General features: G+C 65.9%; 20 protein-coding genes and 1 pseudogene. 9 read left to right on the forward strand and 12 right to left on the reverse strand.

Annotated features, from left to right (window positions below):
- Nucleotides 1–185: 185 nt before the first annotated feature.
- Entirely contained in the window at nt 186–1,346 is a 1,161-nt protein-coding gene (locus ACT4ML_RS17185) for a tubulin/FtsZ family protein (RefSeq protein WP_444721966.1), read from the forward strand.
- A 135-nt stretch (nt 1,347–1,481) separates the two neighbouring features.
- Here the strand turns inward: ACT4ML_RS17185 and ACT4ML_RS17190 are convergent, their stop codons facing one another.
- Nucleotides 1,482–1,922, reverse strand: a complete 441-nt coding sequence (locus ACT4ML_RS17190) for a hypothetical protein (RefSeq protein ID WP_444721967.1) — start codon at nt 1,920–1,922, stop codon at nt 1,482–1,484.
- Between the two features lie 313 nt (nt 1,923–2,235).
- On the opposite strand from ACT4ML_RS17190, the gene ACT4ML_RS17195 reads away from it, so the two are divergent.
- Nucleotides 2,236–2,421, forward strand: a complete 186-nt coding sequence (locus tag ACT4ML_RS17195; RefSeq protein WP_138245228.1) for a hypothetical protein — start codon at nt 2,236–2,238, stop codon at nt 2,419–2,421.
- 33 nt (nt 2,422–2,454) lie between these two features.
- Here the strand turns inward: ACT4ML_RS17195 and ACT4ML_RS17200 are convergent, their stop codons facing one another.
- From ACT4ML_RS17200 to ACT4ML_RS17215, 4 genes are all read right to left on the reverse strand, one after another.
- Nucleotides 2,455–3,162 (reverse strand): 6-hydroxymethylpterin diphosphokinase MptE-like protein, encoded by a 708-nt coding sequence (locus ACT4ML_RS17200; RefSeq protein WP_444721968.1) that lies wholly within the window; start codon nt 3,160–3,162, stop codon nt 2,455–2,457.
- A gap of 295 nt (nt 3,163–3,457) precedes the next feature.
- The gene (gene folP, locus ACT4ML_RS17205) at nt 3,458–4,651 is read right to left on the reverse strand and encodes a dihydropteroate synthase (protein ID WP_444721969.1); all 1,194 of its coding nucleotides are present in this window, start codon (nt 4,649–4,651) and stop codon (nt 3,458–3,460) included.
- A gap of 92 nt (nt 4,652–4,743) precedes the next feature.
- Nucleotides 4,744–5,988, reverse strand: a complete 1,245-nt coding sequence (locus ACT4ML_RS17210; RefSeq protein WP_444721970.1) for an AMP-binding protein — start codon at nt 5,986–5,988, stop codon at nt 4,744–4,746.
- Between the two features lie 202 nt (nt 5,989–6,190).
- On the reverse strand, nt 6,191–7,426 hold the full coding sequence (locus ACT4ML_RS17215) for a Cdc6/Cdc18 family protein (RefSeq protein WP_138245232.1): 1,236 nt from the start codon (nt 7,424–7,426) through the stop codon (nt 6,191–6,193).
- A gap of 920 nt (nt 7,427–8,346) precedes the next feature.
- Here ACT4ML_RS17215 and ACT4ML_RS17220 point away from each other — a divergent pair.
- Nucleotides 8,347–9,114 carry an RNA methyltransferase gene (locus tag ACT4ML_RS17220; protein WP_444721971.1) on the forward strand — a complete coding sequence of 256 codons (768 nt, stop codon included), beginning with the start codon at nt 8,347–8,349 and terminating at the stop codon, nt 9,112–9,114.
- A gap of 86 nt (nt 9,115–9,200) precedes the next feature.
- On the forward strand, nt 9,201–10,235 hold the full coding sequence (locus ACT4ML_RS17225; protein WP_444721972.1) for a hypothetical protein: 1,035 nt from the start codon (nt 9,201–9,203) through the stop codon (nt 10,233–10,235).
- A 60-nt stretch (nt 10,236–10,295) separates the two neighbouring features.
- On the opposite strand, the gene ACT4ML_RS17230 is transcribed toward ACT4ML_RS17225, so the two are convergent.
- Nucleotides 10,296–10,967 (reverse strand): HTH domain-containing protein, encoded by a 672-nt coding sequence (locus tag ACT4ML_RS17230; protein ID WP_444721973.1) that lies wholly within the window; start codon nt 10,965–10,967, stop codon nt 10,296–10,298.
- Between the two features lie 156 nt (nt 10,968–11,123).
- Nucleotides 11,124–12,074, reverse strand: coding sequence for a DMT family transporter (locus ACT4ML_RS17235; protein WP_444721974.1), 951 nt, complete (start codon nt 12,072–12,074; stop codon nt 11,124–11,126).
- Nucleotides 12,075–12,254: 180 nt separating this feature from the next.
- On the opposite strand from ACT4ML_RS17235, the gene ACT4ML_RS17240 reads away from it, so the two are divergent.
- Nucleotides 12,255–12,737 carry an Lrp/AsnC family transcriptional regulator gene (locus ACT4ML_RS17240; RefSeq protein WP_444721975.1) on the forward strand — a complete coding sequence of 161 codons (483 nt, stop codon included), beginning with the start codon at nt 12,255–12,257 and terminating at the stop codon, nt 12,735–12,737.
- Between the two features lie 31 nt (nt 12,738–12,768).
- Here the strand turns inward: ACT4ML_RS17240 and gatE are convergent, their stop codons facing one another.
- The 3 genes and pseudogenes from gatE to btuC all read right to left on the reverse strand — a co-directional run bounded on the left by gatE (nt 12,769) and on the right by btuC (nt 17,142).
- Nucleotides 12,769–14,637 (reverse strand): Glu-tRNA(Gln) amidotransferase subunit GatE, encoded by a 1,869-nt coding sequence (gene gatE, locus ACT4ML_RS17245; protein ID WP_444721976.1) that lies wholly within the window; start codon nt 14,635–14,637, stop codon nt 12,769–12,771.
- Between the two features lie 67 nt (nt 14,638–14,704).
- Nucleotides 14,705–15,934, reverse strand: a pseudogene (locus tag ACT4ML_RS17250) (ATP-binding cassette domain-containing protein); the annotation flags it as partial.
- 110 nt (nt 15,935–16,044) lie between these two features.
- Nucleotides 16,045–17,142 carry a vitamin B12 ABC transporter permease BtuC gene (gene btuC, locus ACT4ML_RS17255; protein ID WP_444721977.1) on the reverse strand — a complete coding sequence of 366 codons (1,098 nt, stop codon included), beginning with the start codon at nt 17,140–17,142 and terminating at the stop codon, nt 16,045–16,047.
- A gap of 60 nt (nt 17,143–17,202) precedes the next feature.
- Between btuC and ACT4ML_RS17260 the strand changes: the two genes are divergently transcribed.
- The gene (locus ACT4ML_RS17260; protein ID WP_444721978.1) at nt 17,203–18,267 is read left to right on the forward strand and encodes a PGF-CTERM-anchored ABC transporter substrate-binding protein; all 1,065 of its coding nucleotides are present in this window, start codon (nt 17,203–17,205) and stop codon (nt 18,265–18,267) included.
- A gap of 105 nt (nt 18,268–18,372) precedes the next feature.
- On the opposite strand, the gene ACT4ML_RS17265 is transcribed toward ACT4ML_RS17260, so the two are convergent.
- Nucleotides 18,373–18,600 (reverse strand): hypothetical protein, encoded by a 228-nt coding sequence (locus tag ACT4ML_RS17265; protein WP_444721979.1) that lies wholly within the window; start codon nt 18,598–18,600, stop codon nt 18,373–18,375.
- Nucleotides 18,601–18,817: 217 nt separating this feature from the next.
- Between ACT4ML_RS17265 and srp19 the strand changes: the two genes are divergently transcribed.
- The 3 genes from srp19 (at nt 18,818) to ACT4ML_RS17280 (ending at nt 20,513) form a co-directional block, all read left to right on the forward strand.
- Nucleotides 18,818–19,099 (forward strand): signal recognition particle subunit SRP19, encoded by a 282-nt coding sequence (srp19, locus tag ACT4ML_RS17270; protein ID WP_138245242.1) that lies wholly within the window; start codon nt 18,818–18,820, stop codon nt 19,097–19,099.
- Nucleotides 19,099–19,353: an H/ACA ribonucleoprotein complex subunit GAR1 gene (locus ACT4ML_RS17275; protein WP_444721980.1), complete on the forward strand. Its 255-nt coding sequence runs from the start codon at nt 19,099–19,101 to the stop codon at nt 19,351–19,353. The genes srp19 and ACT4ML_RS17275 overlap by 1 nt, the downstream gene beginning before the upstream one ends.
- A gap of 134 nt (nt 19,354–19,487) precedes the next feature.
- Nucleotides 19,488–20,513: a presenilin family intramembrane aspartyl protease PSH gene (locus ACT4ML_RS17280; RefSeq protein ID WP_444721981.1), complete on the forward strand. Its 1,026-nt coding sequence runs from the start codon at nt 19,488–19,490 to the stop codon at nt 20,511–20,513.
- A gap of 45 nt (nt 20,514–20,558) precedes the next feature.
- Here ACT4ML_RS17280 and ACT4ML_RS17285 read toward each other — a convergent pair whose 3' ends face one another.
- Complete coding sequence (locus ACT4ML_RS17285; protein WP_444721982.1) at nt 20,559–21,260, reverse strand: DUF6517 family protein; 702 nt, start codon at nt 21,258–21,260, stop codon at nt 20,559–20,561.
- Between the last annotated feature and the right edge of the window lie 141 nt (nt 21,261–21,401).

Genomic DNA, 21,401 nt, shown 5'->3' on the forward strand with positions numbered 1-21,401 from the left:
ATGAAAGTCATGATTAGAAGAGAGTAGTGAGTCCATGAGAGTTTTTTAATCTGCTATACGATGGCCATAACAATATCCGTTTCCGCCGATCCACCGGACGTGGAACCCGTTCCAATCCCGGTCGATCCGCCCGGTCCCTGCTGATCGGTCGCGGTCGCGCCGGGGAACGGCCACGACAGACAGCTATGAAACTCGCACTCATCGGCTTCGGTCAGGCAGGCGGGAAGGTAGTCGACGAGTTCCTGGCGTTCGACGACTCGATCGGCGGCGGCTTCATCGAATCGGCGATCGCGGTCAACTCGGCGACGACGGACCTCAAGGGACTCGAGAACGTATCGGACGAGAACCGCGTCCTCATCGGACAGGCGCGCGTGAAAGGCCACGGCGTCGGCGCGGACAACGAACTCGGCGCGGAAGTCGCCGAGGCGGACATCGACGAGATCCAGGGCGCGATCGACCGGGTCCCGGTCCACGAGATCGACGCGTTCCTCGTCGTCGCGGGTATGGGCGGCGGCACCGGGAGCGGCGGTGCACCCGTCCTCGCGAAACACCTCCAGCGGATCTACACCCAGCCGGTCTACGGGCTCGGCATCCTCCCCGGAACCGACGAGGGCGGGATCTACACGCTCAACGCCGCCCGATCGTTCCAAACGTTCGTCACCGAGGTCGACAACCTGCTCGTCTTCGACAACGACGTCTGGCGCAGCGCCGGCGAATCCGTCGAGGGCGGCTACGACCGCATCAACCGCGAAATCGTCGAGCGGTTCGGCCTCCTCTTCGCCGCCGGCGAGGTCGAACAGGGCGACCACGTCGCCGAGAGCGTCGTCGACTCGAGCGAGATCATCAACACCCTCTCGGGCGGCGGCGTCTCCACGATCGGCTACGCCAGCGAGGTCGTCGAGACGGACGACGGCCTGCTCTCCTCGCTGACCGGCGGCGACGAGTTCGACGAGGGCGCGGCGACGAACCGGATGACCAGCCTCGTCCGCAAGGCCACCCTCGGACGGCTCACGCTGCCGTGTGATGTCGGCAGCGCCGACCGCGGGCTGGTCGTCGCCACCGGTCCGCCGAGCCAGCTCAACCGCAAGGGCGTCGAGCGCGGCCGCCAGTGGCTCGAGGACGAGACCGGGAGCATGGAGATCCGCGGCGGCGATTACCCGATCCCCAACCGGGACGAAGTCGGCGCGATCGCCCTGCTGTCGGGTGTGACGGACGTGCCGCGGATCGACCAGCTCCAGCAGGTCGCGATCGAGGCCCAGGAGACGACCGAGGACGTCCGGGCCAGCGCCGAAGAGGACTTCGCGTCGCTGATGGACACCGGCGGCGAGCTCGACGCGCTGTTCTAGCGGTTCCGACTGACGGATTCTTTGCTCGATAGTCATCGAGACGGCACATCGTTCCATCGTCGCTACCGAACGGACTCCTCTATCGTCACTATCTGACAGAATCCGGACAGCGACTGCGAAACCGGGGCCCTCGAGTCAGTTCCGTGCATCGGACGGGCCGACGAGGTTGTCGACCGCCGAGCGGAATCCGGGACTCTCGCGGTACCACAGCCAGCAGCCGACGCCGGCGGTGAGCAGCGATCCTGTGATCAGTCCGATCGTCGACGCCAGAAACGCGGTCGACCCGTCGCCGGAGACCGCGAAGACGTTCGCCGGGTTGTCGTGAAGGAAGAAGAAATACGTCACGAACCAGGCGTTCGTGAGCATCGTCGAGACTAACACCGGCGCGCCGTAGGCGTAGTTTCGCGCCCAGATCAGCCCGATCGCGACCAGTGGGCCGACCAACCCGACGATGGCGATAAACGCCGGTTGCCCCTGCGTGAGCGGGGCCTCGACCGTCGACTGGGCGAGGCCGAACAGCCCGCAGAGCGCCAGATAGACGAGAAACGGCGTCGTGACGATGATTCGTTGATCCACGTCGTATCGTGGTGACCTGTTCGTCTTAACTGTTATTCCCAGATACTCGAGGGAATCGCGATCGCGTCGCGGCGGCGATCGGCCGAACCCGCGCTCGATCGGAGACGTGGCGTCCCGGACGGCAGAGAGGCGAGAACCGGTCGAACGAGCGGTCGACGACCGATTCGGGATGGGCCGAGACATCTCAGACAAACCAATCGCAGGCGGGCACCGAGATTATAGGGACCGATTACCACAGGATCGAACGATCGCCGCTCGTGTCAGTCACGATAACGAGACAATAACGAATTGTGATATCCGCAACTGAACGGCCATGAGGGGTCAGGAGAACGATACCACGACGCAGTCGACGATGCGGAAAGCACTGGCGGCGGTCTTGTCCCGGGGGACCGACCGAACGGTCATCGAGGAGTGCCGGCGGTGTGGCACGACCCTCGAGTCGACGGCGGAGTGTCCGTCCTGTGGCGGCGACGACATCGTCGAGTATCGGATTCGGTGAACGCATCGAGATCGGCAGCTGCCGACTGTCGGCTCACCGCGACTCGAGCGGAATCGCGCTCGTCTCGATCGAATCACGTCGCCCGTCGAGCACGTCGAACCGCTCGTCGCGGCGCGACTCGAGCCAGTAGAGGAGCCGCTCGGCCCACTCGAGCTTGCGCGCTTTCGGCGGGTCGACCGCGGGGTCCTCGAAGTCCCAGCCGACGAAGGTGAGCCGGGCGGCACCGAGGTGATCGGCGAGAAACGCGGCTCGATCGCCGTCGGTAAAGCCGCCGGCGTTGCGGACCGGACCGCGCGGTGCGGCCTGCGTCGTCGGCAACACGTACCCGTGGTCGCAGTCGGGGACCACGTCGCGAATCGCCTCGCGGTTGTCGCCGTGGGCGTGAACCGCGACCGGAACGCCCCGGTCGGTGAGCCGGATGACGGTCTCCGGGTTCTTATCGAGGTCGGTTACCATGCAGTCGGCGTCGATCCCGTGGCTCGCGAGGGTGTCGACCGCAGTCGACGCGGCGACGACGACGTCGGCCTCGCGAGCGCGCTCGAGGTCCCGGTCGGTCTCGAGGGACGGCCCGGCACCCGCGACGGCGACGGTCGTCTCGGGACCGATTCCCAGTTCGGCGGGATCGAACGAGTCCTCGAGCAGCGATGCGAGGCGGTCACGCACCTGCTCGTCGCCGGCTCGGTCGTAGCCGAAATCGCGGAGAATTGCCTCGTAGACCGGTTCCCACTCGTCGAACTTCATGGCGGATACCCGTACTCGTCGTTCGACCGGTTTGTGTGTTCGGTGTCGGCGGTGGTTCGCCACCCGCTGGATCCGTTCGGATCGGTCGGCGATGGGTCGCGTCGACCACGCCGGCACAGCGGATCGTCCAGTTCGGTATCTGTCAGTTCCTCGCGAGGGACCCAGTCGTCACTGGGCAACGTAGTACCACAATAATTCCGTGTTATGGGCCGGGGGTCGCCTCCAAAGTACCCCTACCCGGGAGGCCGCCCGGCGTCCACTCCCACCTTTCGAAGCATCCGGCATAAGCTTTCTCTTAACGCAGCAGCTTTGACAGCTTCGCTCCGATATCGCTAAGGCGGCCGCTTTCGTCTTCGAGACGTTCTGATACGTCGGAAATACTCGTCGTCGATCCCATGAGGAGGAGTCCAGCGTCAGACGCACGTTGGACATCCGCGCCGTGCTCCGCTGCGACCGCGATCAGCCGCTCGCTCGCATCGGGATCGAGGCCCTCGATCTCGAGCAGTTGGGTCCGCCAGTCGTCGGCGAACGCGGGATCGACACCGCGCTCTCTGAGCTGTGCCCGGAACTCGCGGGTCGAGTGAACGTCCAGTTGCGAGACCGCGACCCCGTCGGTAGCGACGCTCGCACGCTCGGAAAAGGCGTTCCCGATCAGCGCAGCGTCCCGGGTCTCGGCCACGTCGTGGGTCCGAATGACGTGTGCGCCGCGCTCGACGGCCATCGAGGTCGCCGCGAGACTGACCGGCAGCCGCTCGTCGGTCTCGCGGCCCGCGATCTCGCCGAGGAAGTTCTTCCGGTTGATCGAGACCAGCATCGGCCGCTCGAGCGCGCGGAACTCCCGCAGTCGGCGGAAGGTCTCGCGGTCGTCCTCGAGGGTCTGGGCCTCGCTCCAGCCGCCGAAGGCCGGATCGACGATCGTCTTGTCCGTCAGTCCGTTTTGCTTGAGCGCCTCGTAGACCTGCTCTACGTACCCTGCCTGCGACGCCCACTCCGGGGACTTCCGCTCTGCCCAGTCGGTCTCCTCGACGGCACCCGGCCGCTCGAGGTCCGGCGGGCTCGCCATCTTCGCGACTGCGACATCGTGGTCCTCACAGACGGTCGGCATCTCGGGGTCGGCGAAGCCGCAGATGTCGTTGACCATGTCGAACCCCTGCGAGAGCGCCTCGTCGGCCACCTCGGCGTAGCGCGTCTCGATCGAGAAGATGGCATCGCCGGAGACGCTCTCGATGGTTTCGAGCGCGACGTGGAGCCGCTCGAGTTCCTCCTCGGCCGAGAGCACGTCGAACCGCTTGTTCGCCGACTCGAGGCCGACGTCGACGATGTCGGCACCCTCGCCGATCAGGGACTCGTCGACGTACCGTGCCGCCTCGCCGGGGTCGTCGTAGACGCTCGGATCGTAGGGCGACTCCTCGCTGACGTTCAGGACGCCCATGATCCGGGGCGGGTGGTCGTCACCGATCCCCAGTCCGGCGGCGTCGACGCTGTTCATACCCCGAGTGAGGAAGCGAGACAAAAAGGCACCGCGGTTCCGGCGAACCGGTCTCGCCTCGCAGCGGGCTCACCCTCGCGACGGAGCGACGGTCACCGCGTCGACGCGGCTCGAGCGGCGTCCGATTCCGTTGCGAGGACGATCTCGTCGTTCCGGGACTGCACCGGGACGCCGGTCGCAATCCAGTGAGCCTCGTCGAGCGTCTCGGTCGCCTCGTCAGTCAGGGCCGGTCGCTCGAAGTAGCCGTCCATGAGCGCCGGGCCGGCGACCGCGAGTTCGTCGCCGTCGGCGCGCTCGAGGACTCGCGCTCGAACGTCTGAAAGCGGTGTTCCGATCGTCCCGGACTCGATATCGTCCGGCGTTCTACGGTGGGTGAGACCGGTCTCCGGAAGCCCGAAGAGCCGGTCGGCGTCGCCGGTATCGCCGGACTGTCCGCCGATGGCGGTTGGCGTCGACTCGACGACGGTGAGGTCGTACTCCTCGGTCGAGAGGTCGCTCGCCCGGAGGTCGCGGTACTGCTCTGGGGTGAGGAAGGTCCGATCGATATCGGCCGTCACGATCAGCGAGCGAATCGTCTCCGAATCCGGCTCCGCGATCGGGTGGTAACGTCCGCCGTCGGCGAGCGTCGCGTTCGCTCCGTACATGAATTCGATCGGGTTCGAAAGCGGGAGTCCGCTGCAGTGGGACTCACGGTCGCCATCAGCGCTGTCAGTAACCTCTCGGCGGAGCGACGCCCCGGCCGTCGCGGCGGCGGCCAGCGTCGCGTGCGTGTGGACGACGGCGAGCGGCTCCTTGTCGGCCCGGCCTCCGTACGCCGCGTCGTCCCGGTCGATGTACGCGATTGACCCGGGCGCGTCGTCCGGCCGACGCACCACGTCGATTCCGGTCCGCGAGTTCGAGCCGTTCATGCTCCCGTCCTCGAGCAGCGACGAGAGCGAGACGCCCATCCGGGTGTCGGTATCGACGGTGACGGCGACGCGTAGCGCCTCGCTACTGGTCAACAGCGACATGATCGGACTCGAGTCCGTGACGAGCGCCTTCGCCTCTGTCTCGCTCAGGACCCGTCTGACCGCCCTGTTCTCGTAGCACGCGGGGAGCGTCACGGGAACGCAGCCGGCTCTGAGCGTTCCGTAAACCGCGATGAGAAACGAGCGCGGATCGGACGTATGAACCGCAACCCTGTCCCCGGTCGTGATCTCTCTATCCTGAAGGCCGCCCGCGAACGAGTCCGTCGCGGACCAGAGTTGCGAAAACGTCATCGGCTCCTCGCACTCTACCGCCGTCTCCCCCGGCATCTCCATCGCTGCCGATTGTAGCTCTTTCACGAAGTTCGACATCAGTTTATAGTCTCACGTCGAGAGAGGTAGTTATAAAATTTCACTCTCTTCGAGATAGTCGAACGTTCGTATTATTGTGTCCAAATGTGCCGTTCGATCTGAGACGATTTTCGGAACGACCGGGCAGAAACACAACGGGTGGGAGTTGAAAGAAGCGAGAGAGAATCGAAACGAGCGGTCGGCAAGCGAGCCGATCGAACCGTTAGTCCCCGTCCTCGTCCTCGAGCACGGCCAGTCGCGAGTCCCGCAGGAGCACCTTCCTGACGATCGAGGGGTTCTCGAGCAGGCGGTGTTTCGCGTGTGCACCGCGGCCGCGACCGCGGCCCTCGCGTTCCGACTGGATCACGTTGAGGAAGTTCTGTTCCTGCAGAATTTCCTGTACTCGCCGTTCGGAAAGCACATCGAAGTCGAGTCGGCTGGCGACCTCCTTGTACTGGTTGTAGATGATCTTCGTCGGGAACTCCTTCTCCGAGCTGTTCTCGGTCAGCAGCGTCAGCGAGTAGAGGATCGCCTTGGCCTGCTGTGGCGAGCCCTCGATCAACTCGTTGAACCGGTCGGCCTCGGTCTTCTCCTTGGCGTCGCGGACGTGGTCCGCCGTGACCCGCGTATCGTTTCGCTTCTTCGCGATGCGCCCCGCGTTCCGGAGGATATCGATCGCCTTGCGCGCGTCGCCGTGTTCCTGGGCGGCCAGTGCGGCCGTGAGCGGAATCACATCGTCGGAGAGCACCCCGTCGTGGAAGGCGTCGCGGCGCTTCTCGAGAATTTCGACGAGCTGGTTCGCGTCGTACGGCGAGAAGACGAGTTCGTCCCGCGAGAGGCTCGATTTGACCCGCTCGGAGAGATGATCGGGGAAGTCGATCTTGTTCGAGATACCGATGATACCGATACTCGAGTCCGAAATGCGTCGGTTCTCGCCCGCACGGGAGAGTTTGCGGAGGACCTCGTCGTCCTCGAGCATGTCGATCTCGTCTAAGATGACGATGGTGACGTCGGTGCAGTGGTCGACGGCCTGCCAGAGGCGTTTGTAGTAGTCGCCGGTGCCCAGGCCGCGGTCGGGAACGGTGACCCCGCTCGCGTCGGGTTCGTTGACGATCTGGGCGATCGTCTTGACGATGGACGCCTCGGTGTTCTGCTCGCCGCAGTCGATGAAGGCGTACTTGACCGTGATATCGTCGTGGCCGGCCTCGGTGATCACTCGCTGTGTCACCGACCGCGAGATGAGTGATTTGCCGGTGCCGGTCTTGCCGAAGATGAACAGGTGGTTGGGCTCGCTCCCGAAGATCGCCGGATTCAGGGCGTCCGCAACCCGTTGCATCTGCTCGTCGCGACCGACGATCCGATCCGGGCCGGGCAGGTGCGTGATCTCGAGCAGGCGCTCGTCGGCGAAAACCGGATCGTCGTACCGAAAGAGCGGGTCTCGATCGTCGTTGGCGGACATTGCAGTACCCGCCTCCTTCCAACTGGATTGAAATAAAGATGTGGGGATCGATCGCGGGTGTAAACCACCCGTCTCAGCGACTCGAGTGGGGTACAGCGGCGGCATGACTCATATGCAGTTCCAGCGCCTCCCTCGCGCTTCTAACCGTGGATCCGGGCGCGATCGGAGACGGACACCCCCGTCGCGGATGTAATTATCGCGGTATGCGGTCGGTGATGGCCCTCATAGCCCCGATCCCGGGAGCAGCTTCCCGCGGTATGCGCGAGGACAGTTATCCGCGGGTTCAACGAGATGTCGACTCGAGAACGGAGCGAGCGAACGATCCGCCGGTCCCGCAGGGGACACCCACCCCCGTCGCGTTTGTAACGGCGAGAACGTGGGGATGGGGACGAGTTATCCGGAGATATCCGGCGATTGATGCCGATTTCAGGACGATTTTACAGCCGCGACAACGGTGTGTTCCGAAACAATACCGCCACACATTATTCGACTTACAAACGCGAGGGAGGTGTGTCCCTCTCTCATGTGTCGCGTAGCGATTACGACTCGGGCAATAGTCCGGATATACCGGTATAAGTTTGTTCTAACAGCGGGTACGTATTTTCCACCCTCCATACCTATCTCTCTGTAGACAATAACTTCTAGAATCTAGTTACTAGTGCTCACTAGTGAGAAAACAAGAACAACAAAACAAGTACAACAAGTATAGTAAGATAGACTCTAGCATGAACAGTCGATAGATCGGGAATCGAACGCGCTCCTTTTTGCGTTCCCGCTCGGTACTCCGGCTATGAACGCACATCGTCACACCGTCTCCGTCGGAGGGAACCGTCATCTCCGAAGGCGGAGTCGGAATCAAAGCCAAAGTCGAACCGGCATCGAACAATCGGACGCGGATTCGTCCCGCACGCCACAGACTGATGAGTGACGACACGTCGGATACCGGGCGTCCCGCGGATCGAACGCCGCCGGCTGTCGCCATCGTCGACGCCCAGTCGCCCGGTAACGTCGGAACGATCGCCCGCGCGATGAAGAACTTCGGCTTCGAGGACCTCCTGCTCGTCGATCCGCCGGAGCTCGATCCCGACGGCGAGGCCTACGGCTACGCGGGCCACGCTCGAGAGGATATTCTCCCGAACGCCACGGAGATCAGTTTCGACCACCTCGCCGAGAACTACCACACGATCGGCTGTACCGCGGTGACCAACGAGGACGACCACGGCCACGTTCGATTCCCCTACTCGACGCCCGCCGATCTGGCCGACCGGCTGCCGACCGTCGAGGCACCGACCGCGCTCGTCTTCGGCCGCGAACGGGTCGGACTGACGAACGAGGAACTCTCGCGAATCGACGAGATCTGCTCGATTCCCGCGAACGCCGAATACCCCGTCCTCAATCTCGGGCAGGCTGCGACGATCACGCTCTACGAACTCCGATCGCTCGCCCTCGGGGACGACGACACGCAGCTGCCCGACCTCGAGCGCGTCCGGGCCCCCGAGCCCACCGTCGATCGGCTCTACGACCAGTGGGCGGCACTCCTCGAGGAGATCAACCGCCCGGAGGAGAAGCGCGACAAGACGATGCGGATGCTCCGCCGGGTGTTCGGCCGGGCCGATCTGACCGAGCGCGAGGCGAACACGATGCTGGGGCTCCTCCGGCGGGCGACCGAACGCCCGGCCGAGGACTGACTGGGACCGAAACCTGTCAAACCGCTCAAGACAGCCGCTCTCGGCGGCCAGTACAGTAATACGGTCGCAGTAAGCACCACCACAGGATGACTGAATTTCGCCGACGGAAAGCGTTGAGTCTGCTGGGCGGTGGGATGGCACTCCTCGCCGGCTGTTCGGAGACGTCCGACGGGAACGGCAACGGAGCGACCGACGAGGACGACGGCTCGAACGAGACGATCGACGGCGACCTCCCGCCGTACGCCTCGATGCTGCCGACGAACGATCGCGCCGCCTACTTCTACGGCGCGATCGACGTCGGGACGATGAACACCCTGCTCGAGGACGAGGGTGCCGAAGCTGGCGAGGAGCCGACGGACCCGCTCGTCGGGAATCCGGTCGTCGTCGCGCTCCTCTGCTCGTTCGCGATTCAGCAACTCAGTTCCTCGACCGGCCGGGACGCCTACCTCGACAACAACGAAACGCCCGACGGCGAGGAGCAGTTCGTCTACGCCGACGGTGTGTACGCGTTCGTCGGCTCGTACGCCCGCGACGGCCTCGCGACCGACCTCGAGAGCGCGAGCTACTCCGTCGCGGCCGAGGCGGACGCGTATGCGGTCTACACCGACGACGAGAGCGACGAGGTCGTCGGGGTCGCGGACGACGTCTACGCGTACTCGTATCCGAACGGCAGCGACGCCGACTTCGATCCGGTCGCGGCCGTCGAGCGAACGGTCGCGACGGCCGCCGGCGACCAGGAGCCGAAACACGAGGCAGACGGGAAGTTCGAGCGGTTGCTCCGGGCCGGCGAGAACGGCGGGATCGCGTGCTGTCTGTACACCGACAGCGACGAATTCGCTTCGGAAACCCTCTCGAGCGACCAAGCGACCGACGAGGAGAGTCTCCAGTTCGAATTCGGAGCCGTCGAAGGTGCCTTCGGTATCCACCAGCAACTCGCGGTGACCGGCACCGATGCGGCCGCGACCGCGAGCGCCGTCGTCACCTACAGCAGCGAGGCCAGCGTCGACGAAGCGCGCCTCGAGTCGGCGCTCGGAACGGAGGCGAAAACCGTCGACTTCGTCACGACCGGATCGACGGTCGAAATCGACGCCGAGTACGGCGGGGAGTTCGCTCGAGAGTAGCCGCGGAAGAATCGTTGTGACCTGTCACAGGCCGGCACGTTCGCACACCGCCGCGTTCGTCTATCGCGATCGCGGTTCGGCGACCGACTGCTCGCGCTCCTGTTCCGACTGTTCTGACTGTGACTCGTACCGCCCGGTTTCGGTGACGGTCCCGGCCCACCCGCAGTCCCCGCAGGTGAACAGCCCCTGCCCGTCGATCAGGGACCCGCCGCAGTCGGGGCAGGTGCTCGAGGTCGCCGACTCGAGGTCCGCGTCCGTCTCGTCGACGGAGCCGAACGGCGTCGGGATCTCGCCGGTTCGAAGCGTCGCGATCGCCTCGTCGGTGGTGTGGGTCTCCTCGGTCGCCTCGTCGGAGTGGGGGAAGACGCCGACCAGTTCGTCGTCGGCGTAGAGTTCGAGACACACAAGCGGCGTCACGAGCATCTCCCGGGTCGTCCCGGTGACCTGCGAGGTCGTCGAGCGCTCCCGGAACGGCGGGCGAACCGTCACGCCTCGCTCGTCGGCCCACTGCAGGAACCGCTCGTAGTTCGCGAGGACTTCCTGATGGGGACTTTCCTCAGACAGCGCGACCTCCTTCGGCCAACTCCGGAGCAGCAGCTCGTCGATCGCCCCTTCGGATTCGCAGGCCTGCAGGGTCTCGATCTGCCGGTCGACCGGCTCGAGCAGTAGCGGCGCGCGCACGTGACAGACCGCCGTAAGCTCCGCCGAGTCGGTGTCTCTCGTTGCAGTCATCGGTCACGTGAGTCGGCAATGTGTATCCGCATAAATGTTTTCGACGACGCAGATCTGGGCTGTAGCAGGTCGGCGTGACTGTCCGGAACGATCGGGAATCGAACGACAGCAGTGATGCCGTCGGCTTCTGTCGGACGAGACCGGCCGGAGCCGTGATCACGACATCGCGCTCGAGTGTCCCTCGAGCACCGAGCGAAGCAGGGAGCGAAGCGCGGTGCGTTTGATGACGACGAACCCCGCGAGAATCGTCAGCAGGCCGACGAGAGTGAGCGAATCGACGAGGTAGCCCAAGGCGACCCAGCTCACGCCCATCGCCACCACCGGCTCGGCGTAGCTGACGAGGACGACCTGCGTCGCCCCGGTTTGCTCGAGCAGTTCGAAGTAGAGGAAGAACGCGAACGCGCCGGAGACGAGCGTCAGATAGCCAAAGGAGAGCAGCATCTCGCCGGTCAGTTCGACAGACGCGACCGACTCTCCGCGGAGGACCGACCAGCCCAGCAAGACGCCGGCGCCGATGAGCATCGCCCACGCCTGCAGCGTCTCGATCGGCAGCGCCGAGTCGAGCGGCCGAACGAGGACGCCTCCGAGGGCGAACGCGACCGCCGAACTGAACACCAGGACGGCACCGACGGCGATGTTGCTTTCGAGCCCGACCGAGGTGGGCTGGACGACGGCGATCACGCCGACCAGTCCGAGCACGAAGCCCGCGACGCCGGCGGGAGCCAGCCGCTCCTCCGGGAGCAAGACGCCGGCGAACGCCGCCGTCAGTATCGGGGCCGTGCTGACGATGGTCGCCGCAACCGCCCCCGAGACGTACAACTCGCCGAGATACAGGAGGCCGTGGTAGAGCGCGATGACGAACACGCCGGCGATGGCGACGGCCGCCCACTCCGCCCGTCCGACCGGCCGGAGCCGATCGCTCGCGACGGCCGCGTACCCGAAGACGATCGCGCCTGCGATCGCGTACCGAGCGCCGGCGAACAACAGCGGCGGGACGTACTCGAGGCCGATCTCGATCGCGACGAACGAACTTCCCCAACAGAGTGCCAGTATCGAAAAGAGCACCGCTTCGCGGTACCCGTCTGGCACTGAACGCAACATTGTCATACTCCGTTCGAAACTGATGGCTGTATTTAGACCCTTCTACGAGAGGCCGCGGTTTGCCGAATTGAAAATCACACATATGGATGTGTTTCGAATACCGCTCTATAGACACCATGAGTTTTGTAGAAATATCCAATTACATCGGTCGGCAAACATATGTGTGCCGCGGTCGTCCCCTCCGGTATGGACGACCGCGACGTGCGCCTGCTCAAGGCGATCGCCGAACGCGAGACGGGGAGTCCCGAACGGCTCCACGAGGCGACCGGTATCCCGATCTCGACGATCCACTACCGGCTCAACAACCTTCGCGAGGAGGGAATCATCGAGAACGACCGCTACGATATCGACCTCGAGGAACTCGGCCTCGGCGTCACCGTGCTGGTCGAGATCCACGCCGACTATCAGGGCTCCTACGAGGAGTTCGCGGACCGGCTGCTGACCGTCGAGGGCGTCACGAACGTCTACTTCACGATGGGCGAGACGGATTTCATCGTCATCGCGCGACTGAGCGATAGCGGGATGGTCGAGCGGCTGATCGCCGAGTTCGAGCAACTCGAGGGCGTCGAGCGAACGGACTCGACGTTCGTCATCTCGGCGGTCGAGGAACGCGACGCGCTCCAGAGCTACGAGTTGCCGACGCTGCTCGAGGAGCTGACCGACGAGTGAAAAACGGGACGTAGCTCGAGCACGACCGGCGTTACGCTCGCTTCTGAATTTCTTCGCGCAGGAGTTCGCTCACGAGGTCGCCGTCGGCCTTCCCGCGCAGCGCGCCCATGCACTCGCCCATGAGCCCCGAAAAGGCCTGCATGCCCTCTTCTTCGACCTGACTCTCGTTTCGGTCCACGACTTCGGCGATCGCCTCCCGGACCTCGTCCTCGTCGGCGCCGCCGAGTCCGGCGTCTTCGGCCGCCTCCTCGGCCGTCTGTTCCGGCTCCTCGGCGAGCACCGTGAGCAGATCCGGCACGCCCTCGTTGGGGAGGTCGCCGTCCTCGACCATGCGGAGGACGCCCTCGAGGTGGTCTCGAGTCAGATTCGCGACGGGCACGTCGTCCCGGCGCAGTTCGGTCAGCGTCGACTCGAGCGTCGAGGCCGCGAGCGTCGGGTCGATCCCGTCGGCGACGACGTCCTCGAACAGCGGCATGTACTCGCCGTAGGCGACCTGCTCGGCCAGCCCCTCGCCGAGGTCGTACTCGTCCTGATAGCGGTCGACCTTCTCGGTCAGCAGTTCGGGTTCGGGCACCTCGCTCGGGTCCGGTTCGACAGGCGGCACGTCCGTCTCAGGGTACATCCGCGCCGCGCCGGGCAGCGGCCGCAGGTACCGCGTCGTCCCGTCGTCGTTCGCGCCGCGGGTCTCCTCGGGAACGCCCTCGAGTGCGGTCTCGGCCCGCTCCGCGGCGGCCTCGATGGCCGACTCTGCGATCTCGGTGTCGGCAGCGACGATCGCGACGGCGTCCTCGGAACCTGCGCCGACCGCATCACGCAGGGCCGCGACCTCCTCCTCCGTGACCCCGTACGCAGGCAGTTCGTCGGTGTGGAAGATCCCGCCCGCGCCGTGGCGCTTCGCGTGGTCCGAGAGTTCGGTGCCGAGCCGGCGGTCGGGGGCGATCTCGCGGCCGACGATGCCGTCGAAGCCGTAGAGCGGGACCGCCATCACGGAACCACCCGAACTGAGCGCGCCGCCGATGACGCCGCTCTGGGTCTCCTCGAAGACCGCGGTCACGTCCTGCACGTCGCCGACCGACGCCTCGCGCTCCGCGAGTTCGTCCCGAATCTCGACGAGTTCGGCCTGCCGGGCGACCTCGTTGCGCACGATGTCGTCGATATCGTCCAGACTCTGGACGCCCTTGATCTCGACGCGAGCGCCCTCCTCGATCGAGACGTTGACGTCCTGTCGGATCGTCCCCAGTCCGCGCTTGACCTTCCCGGTCGAACGCAGGAGCATGCCGATCCGTTCGGCCGCCTCGAGGGCCTGCTCGGGGCTCGAGATGTCCGGGCTCGTGCCGATCTCGACCAGCGGGATCCCCAACCGATCGAGGCTGTAGCGCACGCCGTCGTCCGTCTCTTCGACGCGCTGGGCGCTCTCCTCCTCGAGCAACATGTCCTCGATGCCGACGGTGCCTTCGCTGGTCTCGATCTCGCCGTCGGTGGCGATCAGCGACGAGCGCTGGAAGCCAGTCGTGTTCGAGCCGTCGACGACGATCTTGCGCATGACGTGGGCCTGATCGACCGGGCTCATGTCCATCAGTTGGGCGACCTCGAGGGTCGTCTCGAGGGCCTCTTCATCGAGTTCGTGGGGCGGTTCGTCGTCCTCCTCGACGAGGCAGGTCGTGTCGTAGGCGAGGTACTCGAACTCGCGTTCGACCTTGCTCTCCTCGACGGCGGCATCGTCGAGTTCGCCCAGTTCGCTCCGGGTGGGGTGGAGGTAGCGCGTGAAGCTACGCGTCGACTCCTCGGGCTCGCGAAGCTCGGTCGGACACTGGCAGAACAGCTTCGTCGCCGTGTCGAGTTGCTGGTGGATCTCCAGCCCGGCGACGAGTCCGAGGGACTCGTAATCGTACTCGGTCATTGGCGGCCACTCGGTGGCGGAGGGGTAAAAAACCGTCCAGTCCGGCCGTCGCCGCGGATCGGTTTCGTTAGTCCTCGGCCGAGTCGGTCGAGGACGCCGACTGGGGCCACCGCGCGGCCGCTTCGGCGACCGCCTCGAGGACCGTCTCCGGCGTCGCCTCGAGCGCTCGTTCTCGGTTTCGGTCCCAGTTCCGGTCCCGCTCCCGGTCGGCGGTGTTTCGAATCGCGGACTCCGAACGCGACGAATCGGCGGCCGACCGATCCCCGACGACGACGAGCGGCGAGGTCCCGTCGAGTCGCTCGAGGATTCCCTCGCCGGCGGCACCGACGTCCGCAGCGACCGCCACGTCGGCCTCGCGACCCAGCCGTTCGGCTTCGGCTCGGTCCGCGGGGGAGAGGGCCGCGAACGGCTCGAGTTCGAGCGCGTCGATCCCGAGCGAGCGGGCCGTTTCGGCCGCCGAATCGCCGCTCGTGACCGGGCCGAGGGTCACCTCGATCCCCGCGGCCTCGAGGCGGGCGACGACCCCGGCAGCGGCCGAACCGGACCCGAGTACGTGTACTCGATCCGGAAGCGACGCCGCCTCGCGGCCGGTCGCGAACGCGGTCACCGTCTCGGTCCCCGTCACCGGATTCGGCGTCACGACCGCGTTCGCGTCGAACGAGTCCGCGAGCGCCCCGCTGGTGACTACGGCCGACGGGGGGCCGTCCCGAGCGACCGCGCCGTCGGCGAGCAACACGAGCCGATCGCAGTAGCGCGCCGCCAGATCCAGATCGTGGATCGCCGCGACCACGGTCCGGCCCTCCGCAACCAGTTCGCGGACCGACTCGAGGGTCTCGACCTGATGGTTGATATCGAGGCTCGCCGTCGGCTCGTCGAGCAGCATGACCGGCGTCGCCTGTGCGATCGCCCGCGCCAGCACCACCCGCTGGCGCTGGCCGCCGCTGACCTCGTCGATCGGCCGGTCCGCGAGGTCGGCCGTGCGGGTCCGCTCGAGGGCGCGCTCGACCGCGGCGCGGTCCTCGGGCGACGGCGAGGAAAACCGCGAGCGGTGGGGGTGTCGCCCCATCTCGACGACGTCCCGGACGGGGAACGAAAACGAGAGCGACGTGTCCTGGGGAACGACGGAGACGAGCCGGCTCGAGGTCCGCGAGGACGCGTCGTGAACGTCGACGCCGTCTATCGTGACCGTTCCCGAATCGGGCTCGAGCGCACCGCTGATGAGCCGGAGCAGCGTCGTCTTCCCGGCTCCGTTCGGCCCGACGAAGCCGACGAACTCGCCGGGCTCGATCTCGAGGGAGACATCCTCGAGTACTGAGAGATCGCCGAACGACAGCGAACAGCCGTCGACGCTGATCGTCGCCGAGTCGCGGCCGGTGATTCCGTCCCCGGATTCGAAGTTAGGGTCGCTCACAGCGAGTGCACCTCCCGGCGGGTGAGGAGAAACAGGAAGAACGGCGCACCGAGCGCCGCCGTGATGACTCCGACCGGGACGACGGCCGGCCCCGCCCGGGCGAGGGTGTCGGTCGCGACGAGGAAGGAGGCCCCCGCGAGCGCGCTGGTCGGCAGCAGGATTCGGTGGTCCGGGCCGACGATCAGCCGCATGATGTGCGGGACGACGAGGCCGACGAAGCCGATGACGCCCGCGACCGCGACGCCGGCGGCGGTGACGACGCTCGCGAGCGCGAGCAGGAGGAGTTTGGTCCGTTCGACCTCGATCCCGAGGTGGTGGGCGTCCTCCTCGCCGAGCAGGAGGACGTTCAGCTCCCGGCGGAACGCACAGAGGATCAGCACGCCGACCAGCGCGATCGGCAGGGCGAACTGCACGTCGCTCCACTGGCTGTTGTTGAGATGGCCCATCATCCAGAAGACGGCCTCCCTGAGCGAGTCGCCGCTGTGGACGAGCATGTAGGAGATCATCGCGCCGAGAAAGGCCTGGACCGCGACGCCGGCGAGCAACAGCGTCGCGACCGGCGTCCGCCCGCCGTCGGTCGCGATCCCGTAGACGAGAAACGCCGTCCCGAGCGCGCCGACGAACGCGGAGAGGTGGAGGCCGCCGAACGGAATCAGCGCCGGGAACGCGATCGCGGCCACTGCGCCCGCGGCGGCCCCCGACGACACGCCGATGATCGACGGATCGGCGAGCGGGTTCCGAAAGAACCCCTGCATCACCGTCCCCGCGGCGGCGAGTGCGAGCCCGACCGTCGCCGCGAGCGCGATGCGTGGCAGCCGGATGTCAGCGACGATGATCTGGCGGGTCGTCGGGACATCGAACGAGAAGACCGCGGCGTACTCGAGTCCCGGAACCGGAACGGAGACGCCGAGGAGGGGAAGCGAGGTGCTGCCGGCAGTCACGCCCACGGGGACGACGACCGCGTTCAGTACCGCCATCGCGACCGTTACGAGGTCGATCCTGACCGGGCCGAGCGCGGCGCTGGTGAGGGTAACGGCGACCAGCAGGACGAGGAGTCCGGCCGACCACGCCGCCGTGCGGGCCGGTCGGTACATACACGACAAGCACGCTTGCAGCAGCCAAATATTTGTTGAAGTGGGGTGGAGGGTGGGACGATGCGACGACAACTTACCGTCCTGTTGGCCGTATTGCTCGCCGTTTCCGCGTTCGCGCCCGCCGCAGCCGGGCAGTCGAACGACGGCGGCGAATCGACCGTCGACTGCGAGTTTCCCCTCGAGGTGACCGACGCCACGGGCGAGACGATCACGCTCGAGGAAGCGCCCGAGTCGGTGGTGGCGCTCCAGCCGAGCGACGCCCAGACGGTGTTCGAGATCGGAGCCGAGGACCGGCTCGTCGGGATGCCCGACAACCCGGCGACGAGCGATCTCGAACTCGGCGACCGAACGGCCGTCACCGACAATTACCAGCTCGTTCCCGAGCGGGTGGTCGATCTCGATCCCGATCTCGTCTTGGCCGCCAACGCGACCGAGACCCAGAACGTCGAGCAACTCCGCAACGCCGGCCTCACCGTCTATCAGTTCGACGACGCCGAATCGCTCGACGATGTCCGCGACAACGTCCTGACGACGGGCGAACTCACCGGCGAGTGCGACGGCGCCGAGGAGACTGTCGACTGGATGGACGAGCAACTCGAGATCGTCGAGACCGCACTCGAGGACGCGGAGCGACCGCTGGCCTACTACGCGATGGGTGACGGCTACACTGCCGGAACGGGGACGTTCATCCACGAAGCGATGACGACGGCGGGCGTCGAGAACGTCGCGGAGCGCGCCGGAATCGAGGATTACGGGACGATCAACGCCGAAACAGTGGTCGACGAGAACCCCGATTGGATCATCCATCCCGACGACAGGGAGGAGCCGCCGGTCCACCAGTCGGTGCAGGCGACGACGGCGTATCAGGACGGCAACGTCCTCGCCATCGACGCGAATCAGATCAGCCAGCCCGCGCCCGGGATCGTCGACGCGATCGTGAACATCGTCGAGACGGTCCACCCCGATGCCTACGAACAGGCGAGCGACGAACTCGAGGCGGGTGCCGAGAGCGACGACGGATCTGACGACGACGCGAGCGGCGAGAGCGCCATCCCCGGCTTCGGCGTCGCCGCCGCGCTGGTCGCGGTGCTGGCCGTCAGTGGAATCGTCGCGCGCCGCCGGTAACGAATCGGCGCTGTTGAAATCCTCGGCCGCGAACGGGACTGGGGATCTCTGGTAGGGGTGGTCACTACGGGTGTCATTTCTCAACTCTAAACGACCTGTACGGTGCTAATCAACGAGTGCAAGGAGTATGTATCCTGTCATCATCGTCACTCCCACAAAGAGCCCCATTACGAGGGTCTGACCCAGTTCGGATGATGCGAAGTGGACATTCAAAACTGAGCCGATTACCACACCGAGAGCGGCTAAAAACGGTGTCGCTACGAAGGGAACCCATTTGTTGTTCCATGCATCCCAGTTCGTTGTGAACACCTTGGATTTCAGTGAGTTTCCCATTTGATGTAATTCAGAGATATGCGATGATAGTTCTTCGGGTGCACAGTGTGCATACCGACCTACCGGCTGTTTCAGAAGGGTCGCATCGAACCGATCGGATTTCACCAGTTCCAACGACCGATACGGCTCCGGTTTCGCGCCTTCCGTTCGAACTCGCGGCGAACTCCGACGTATCGTTTTGAAAAGGGTTTACTCGCCGGCCCTCCCAGCAACGCGCATGGTCGAGAACGTCATCTGGCCCGCCTATCTCGATGCGGCCCTCTCGCGGGCCGAGGGACGGCGCGTGTCCGAGGATCTGGCGGTCGAGGAACCGACGGTCGACGAGATCGCGAAGGCCGTCCAGCAGATCGGGTACGACGCCACGATCGAGCGGGACAAGTCCTACTCCCGAGAACACTGGGCCGACCGGGGCCGGGTCGTCGTCCGCGGCGCCGACGACTCGACGAAGAACGACCTCGTGCAAGCCGTCGCGGCGTACGTCGTCGCGATGCGGGACTGATGCGCCGGGTCGGGTCCGTCGTCCGCACCGCACAGGGCCTCGCGGTCCTCCGGGCGGACGACACCGACGAGGACGACGCCGATACCGACGCGTTCCGCGACGAGATCGGCACGATGGTCCTTGACGACAACCTCGAGGATGTCGGCCGGGTCGTCGACGTCTTCGGCCCCGTTTCCAGACCGTATCTGGCGGTGACGCCGGACGACGGCGTCCACCTGCCGTCGCTGGTGGGGTCGACGCTGTACGCGCGGTAGCCGCGGGACCGCGGAACCGCGATGGCACGGTAACGGTAGCCCGGAGTCGCTCGCCCGGGCCGGCAATTTGTCGCTCGAGTTCCGACGAACCCGGAGTGGAAAAGCCAATAGGAGCGGGGTGCAAACGCCGCGCCATGAACGACCGAACCCGGATCCTCGCCGCCGTCGGCGTGACGGTCCTCCTGTTTCTCGGCGTCCAGCTCGGTGCGCTCGCGTTGCTCGAGCCCTTTACCGAGTCCGAGCGCCAGGCCGTCGAGAACCCCCAAGATCCGACCAACAGCATCCTCTACGTCGGCGTCATGCTCGTCGCGACCGGGCTCATGCTCGCCGCCTTCAAGTACGATCTGGACAACCTCATCAGGCTCTTGCTCGTCGGCGTCAGCGTGATGATCTCGTGGTACGTCTTCGCCGAACTCGTCCCGTCGCTGGTCGGGCCGTTCGTTTCGGACGGGGCAGCGGACGCCCTCGCGATCGCGGCCTCGCTGGCCGTCGGCGCGGCGCTGCTGTGGTACCCCGAGTGGTACGTCATCGACAGCGCCGGGGTCGTGATGGGCGCCGGTGCCGCCGCCCTCTTCGGGATCAGTTTCGGACTGCTCCCCGCACTGGTCTTGCTCTCGGTGCTCGCGATCTACGACGCCATCAGCGTCTACGGCACCGAACACATGCTCGACCTCGCCGACGGCGTCATGGACCTCAAGATTCCCGTCGTCCTCGTGATCCCGATGACCCTCTCGTACTCCTATCTCGCCGCCGGCAGCACCGACGATGTCCTCGAGGACGGCGGCGACGAGTCCGATGAAACCGAGACCGACGCAAACACCGCCGAGTCCGACGCGGACACCGCCGAACCCGACGCGGGCGCGCTCGAGCGCGACGCGCTGTTCATCGGCCTCGGCGATGCGGTCATTCCGACGATTCTCGTCGCCAGCGCGGCCGCCTTCCTCGATGTCGGCACGCTCACAGTTCCCGGAATCGCGCTCAACCTGCCGGCACTCGGCGCGCTGCTCGGAACGATCGCCGGGTTGCTCGTCCTGATGTGGATGGTCCTCAAGGGGCGAGCCCACGCCGGACTACCGCTGCTCAACGGCGGCGCGATCGGCGGCTACCTGCTCGGCGCGCTCGCGAGCGGGCTCTCGATCGCCACCGCGATCGGGCTGTAGGTCTACGAAATCGCGAGCGAAAACGGTATCCTCGACGCAGTCGGCTCAGTTGCTGGAACTGTCCCAGCCGTCGCTCTCGACGATATCGACCTCGAGGCCGTCGTAGCTCTGCAGGCCGCGGATCAGCGTGTCGATCCGCTCCTGTTCCGATGGGAGCACGTCCTCGACGGGGTAGATCGCGGCGACCACGATGTGGTCGTCCTCGTGCTCGCGCCGGAAGATATCGAGGACGACCTCGATATCGAACTCGCCCTGTAGCGTCGCGGTCCCCTCGTAGGACTCGAGGGAGAACCGGACACCCAGCGCCTCGAGCGCCCGGCCGCCGACGGCGCGGACGATCTCGAGACCCTCGTAGTGGTCCTGAATGCGGGCCGCGATCTCCCTGTCCGAGAAGTCGCTGATCGGGTTGAAGTCCTCGCCGCCGACGTTGATCTGCGGCGTCGTGCCCACGCCGAACGCGCCGGCCCGAACCGGTTCGTCGCCGAACCGTCCGGACGGCAGGTCGATCGACCGGTCGTACGTGCTGAGGTAGCTCGTCGCCTCGATCTCTTCGCCGCCGACCTGTCGCTCGTCGACGCGTTTGCGCGTCCCCCGATACTCGTAGCCGGTTTCTGACGCCGCGTCCTCGGAGACGCGCGCCGGTGCCGCGGTGAACGTCGTCGCGTCGTCGGCGACCCCGCTGAGGCAGCCAGCCGCCGTACCGACACTGCCGGCCGCGAGCGCGCCGAGGAACTGCCGTCGATCCATATCTCACTCCGACCAGCATCGAGGAAATAAGCGCCGCGGTGGTCTTCACTCCCTGATGACCGTTCAGCTGCGCGTCACTGATACCGACCCGATCGGACGCGACCGAAGTCATCGCCGATCGGGACCGGAAGGGAACAGCCG

Source organism: Natrinema sp. LN54 (assembly GCF_052439245.1).
In the GTDB taxonomy this organism is placed as follows: Archaea; Halobacteriota; Halobacteria; order Halobacteriales; family Natrialbaceae; genus Natrinema; species Natrinema versiforme_A.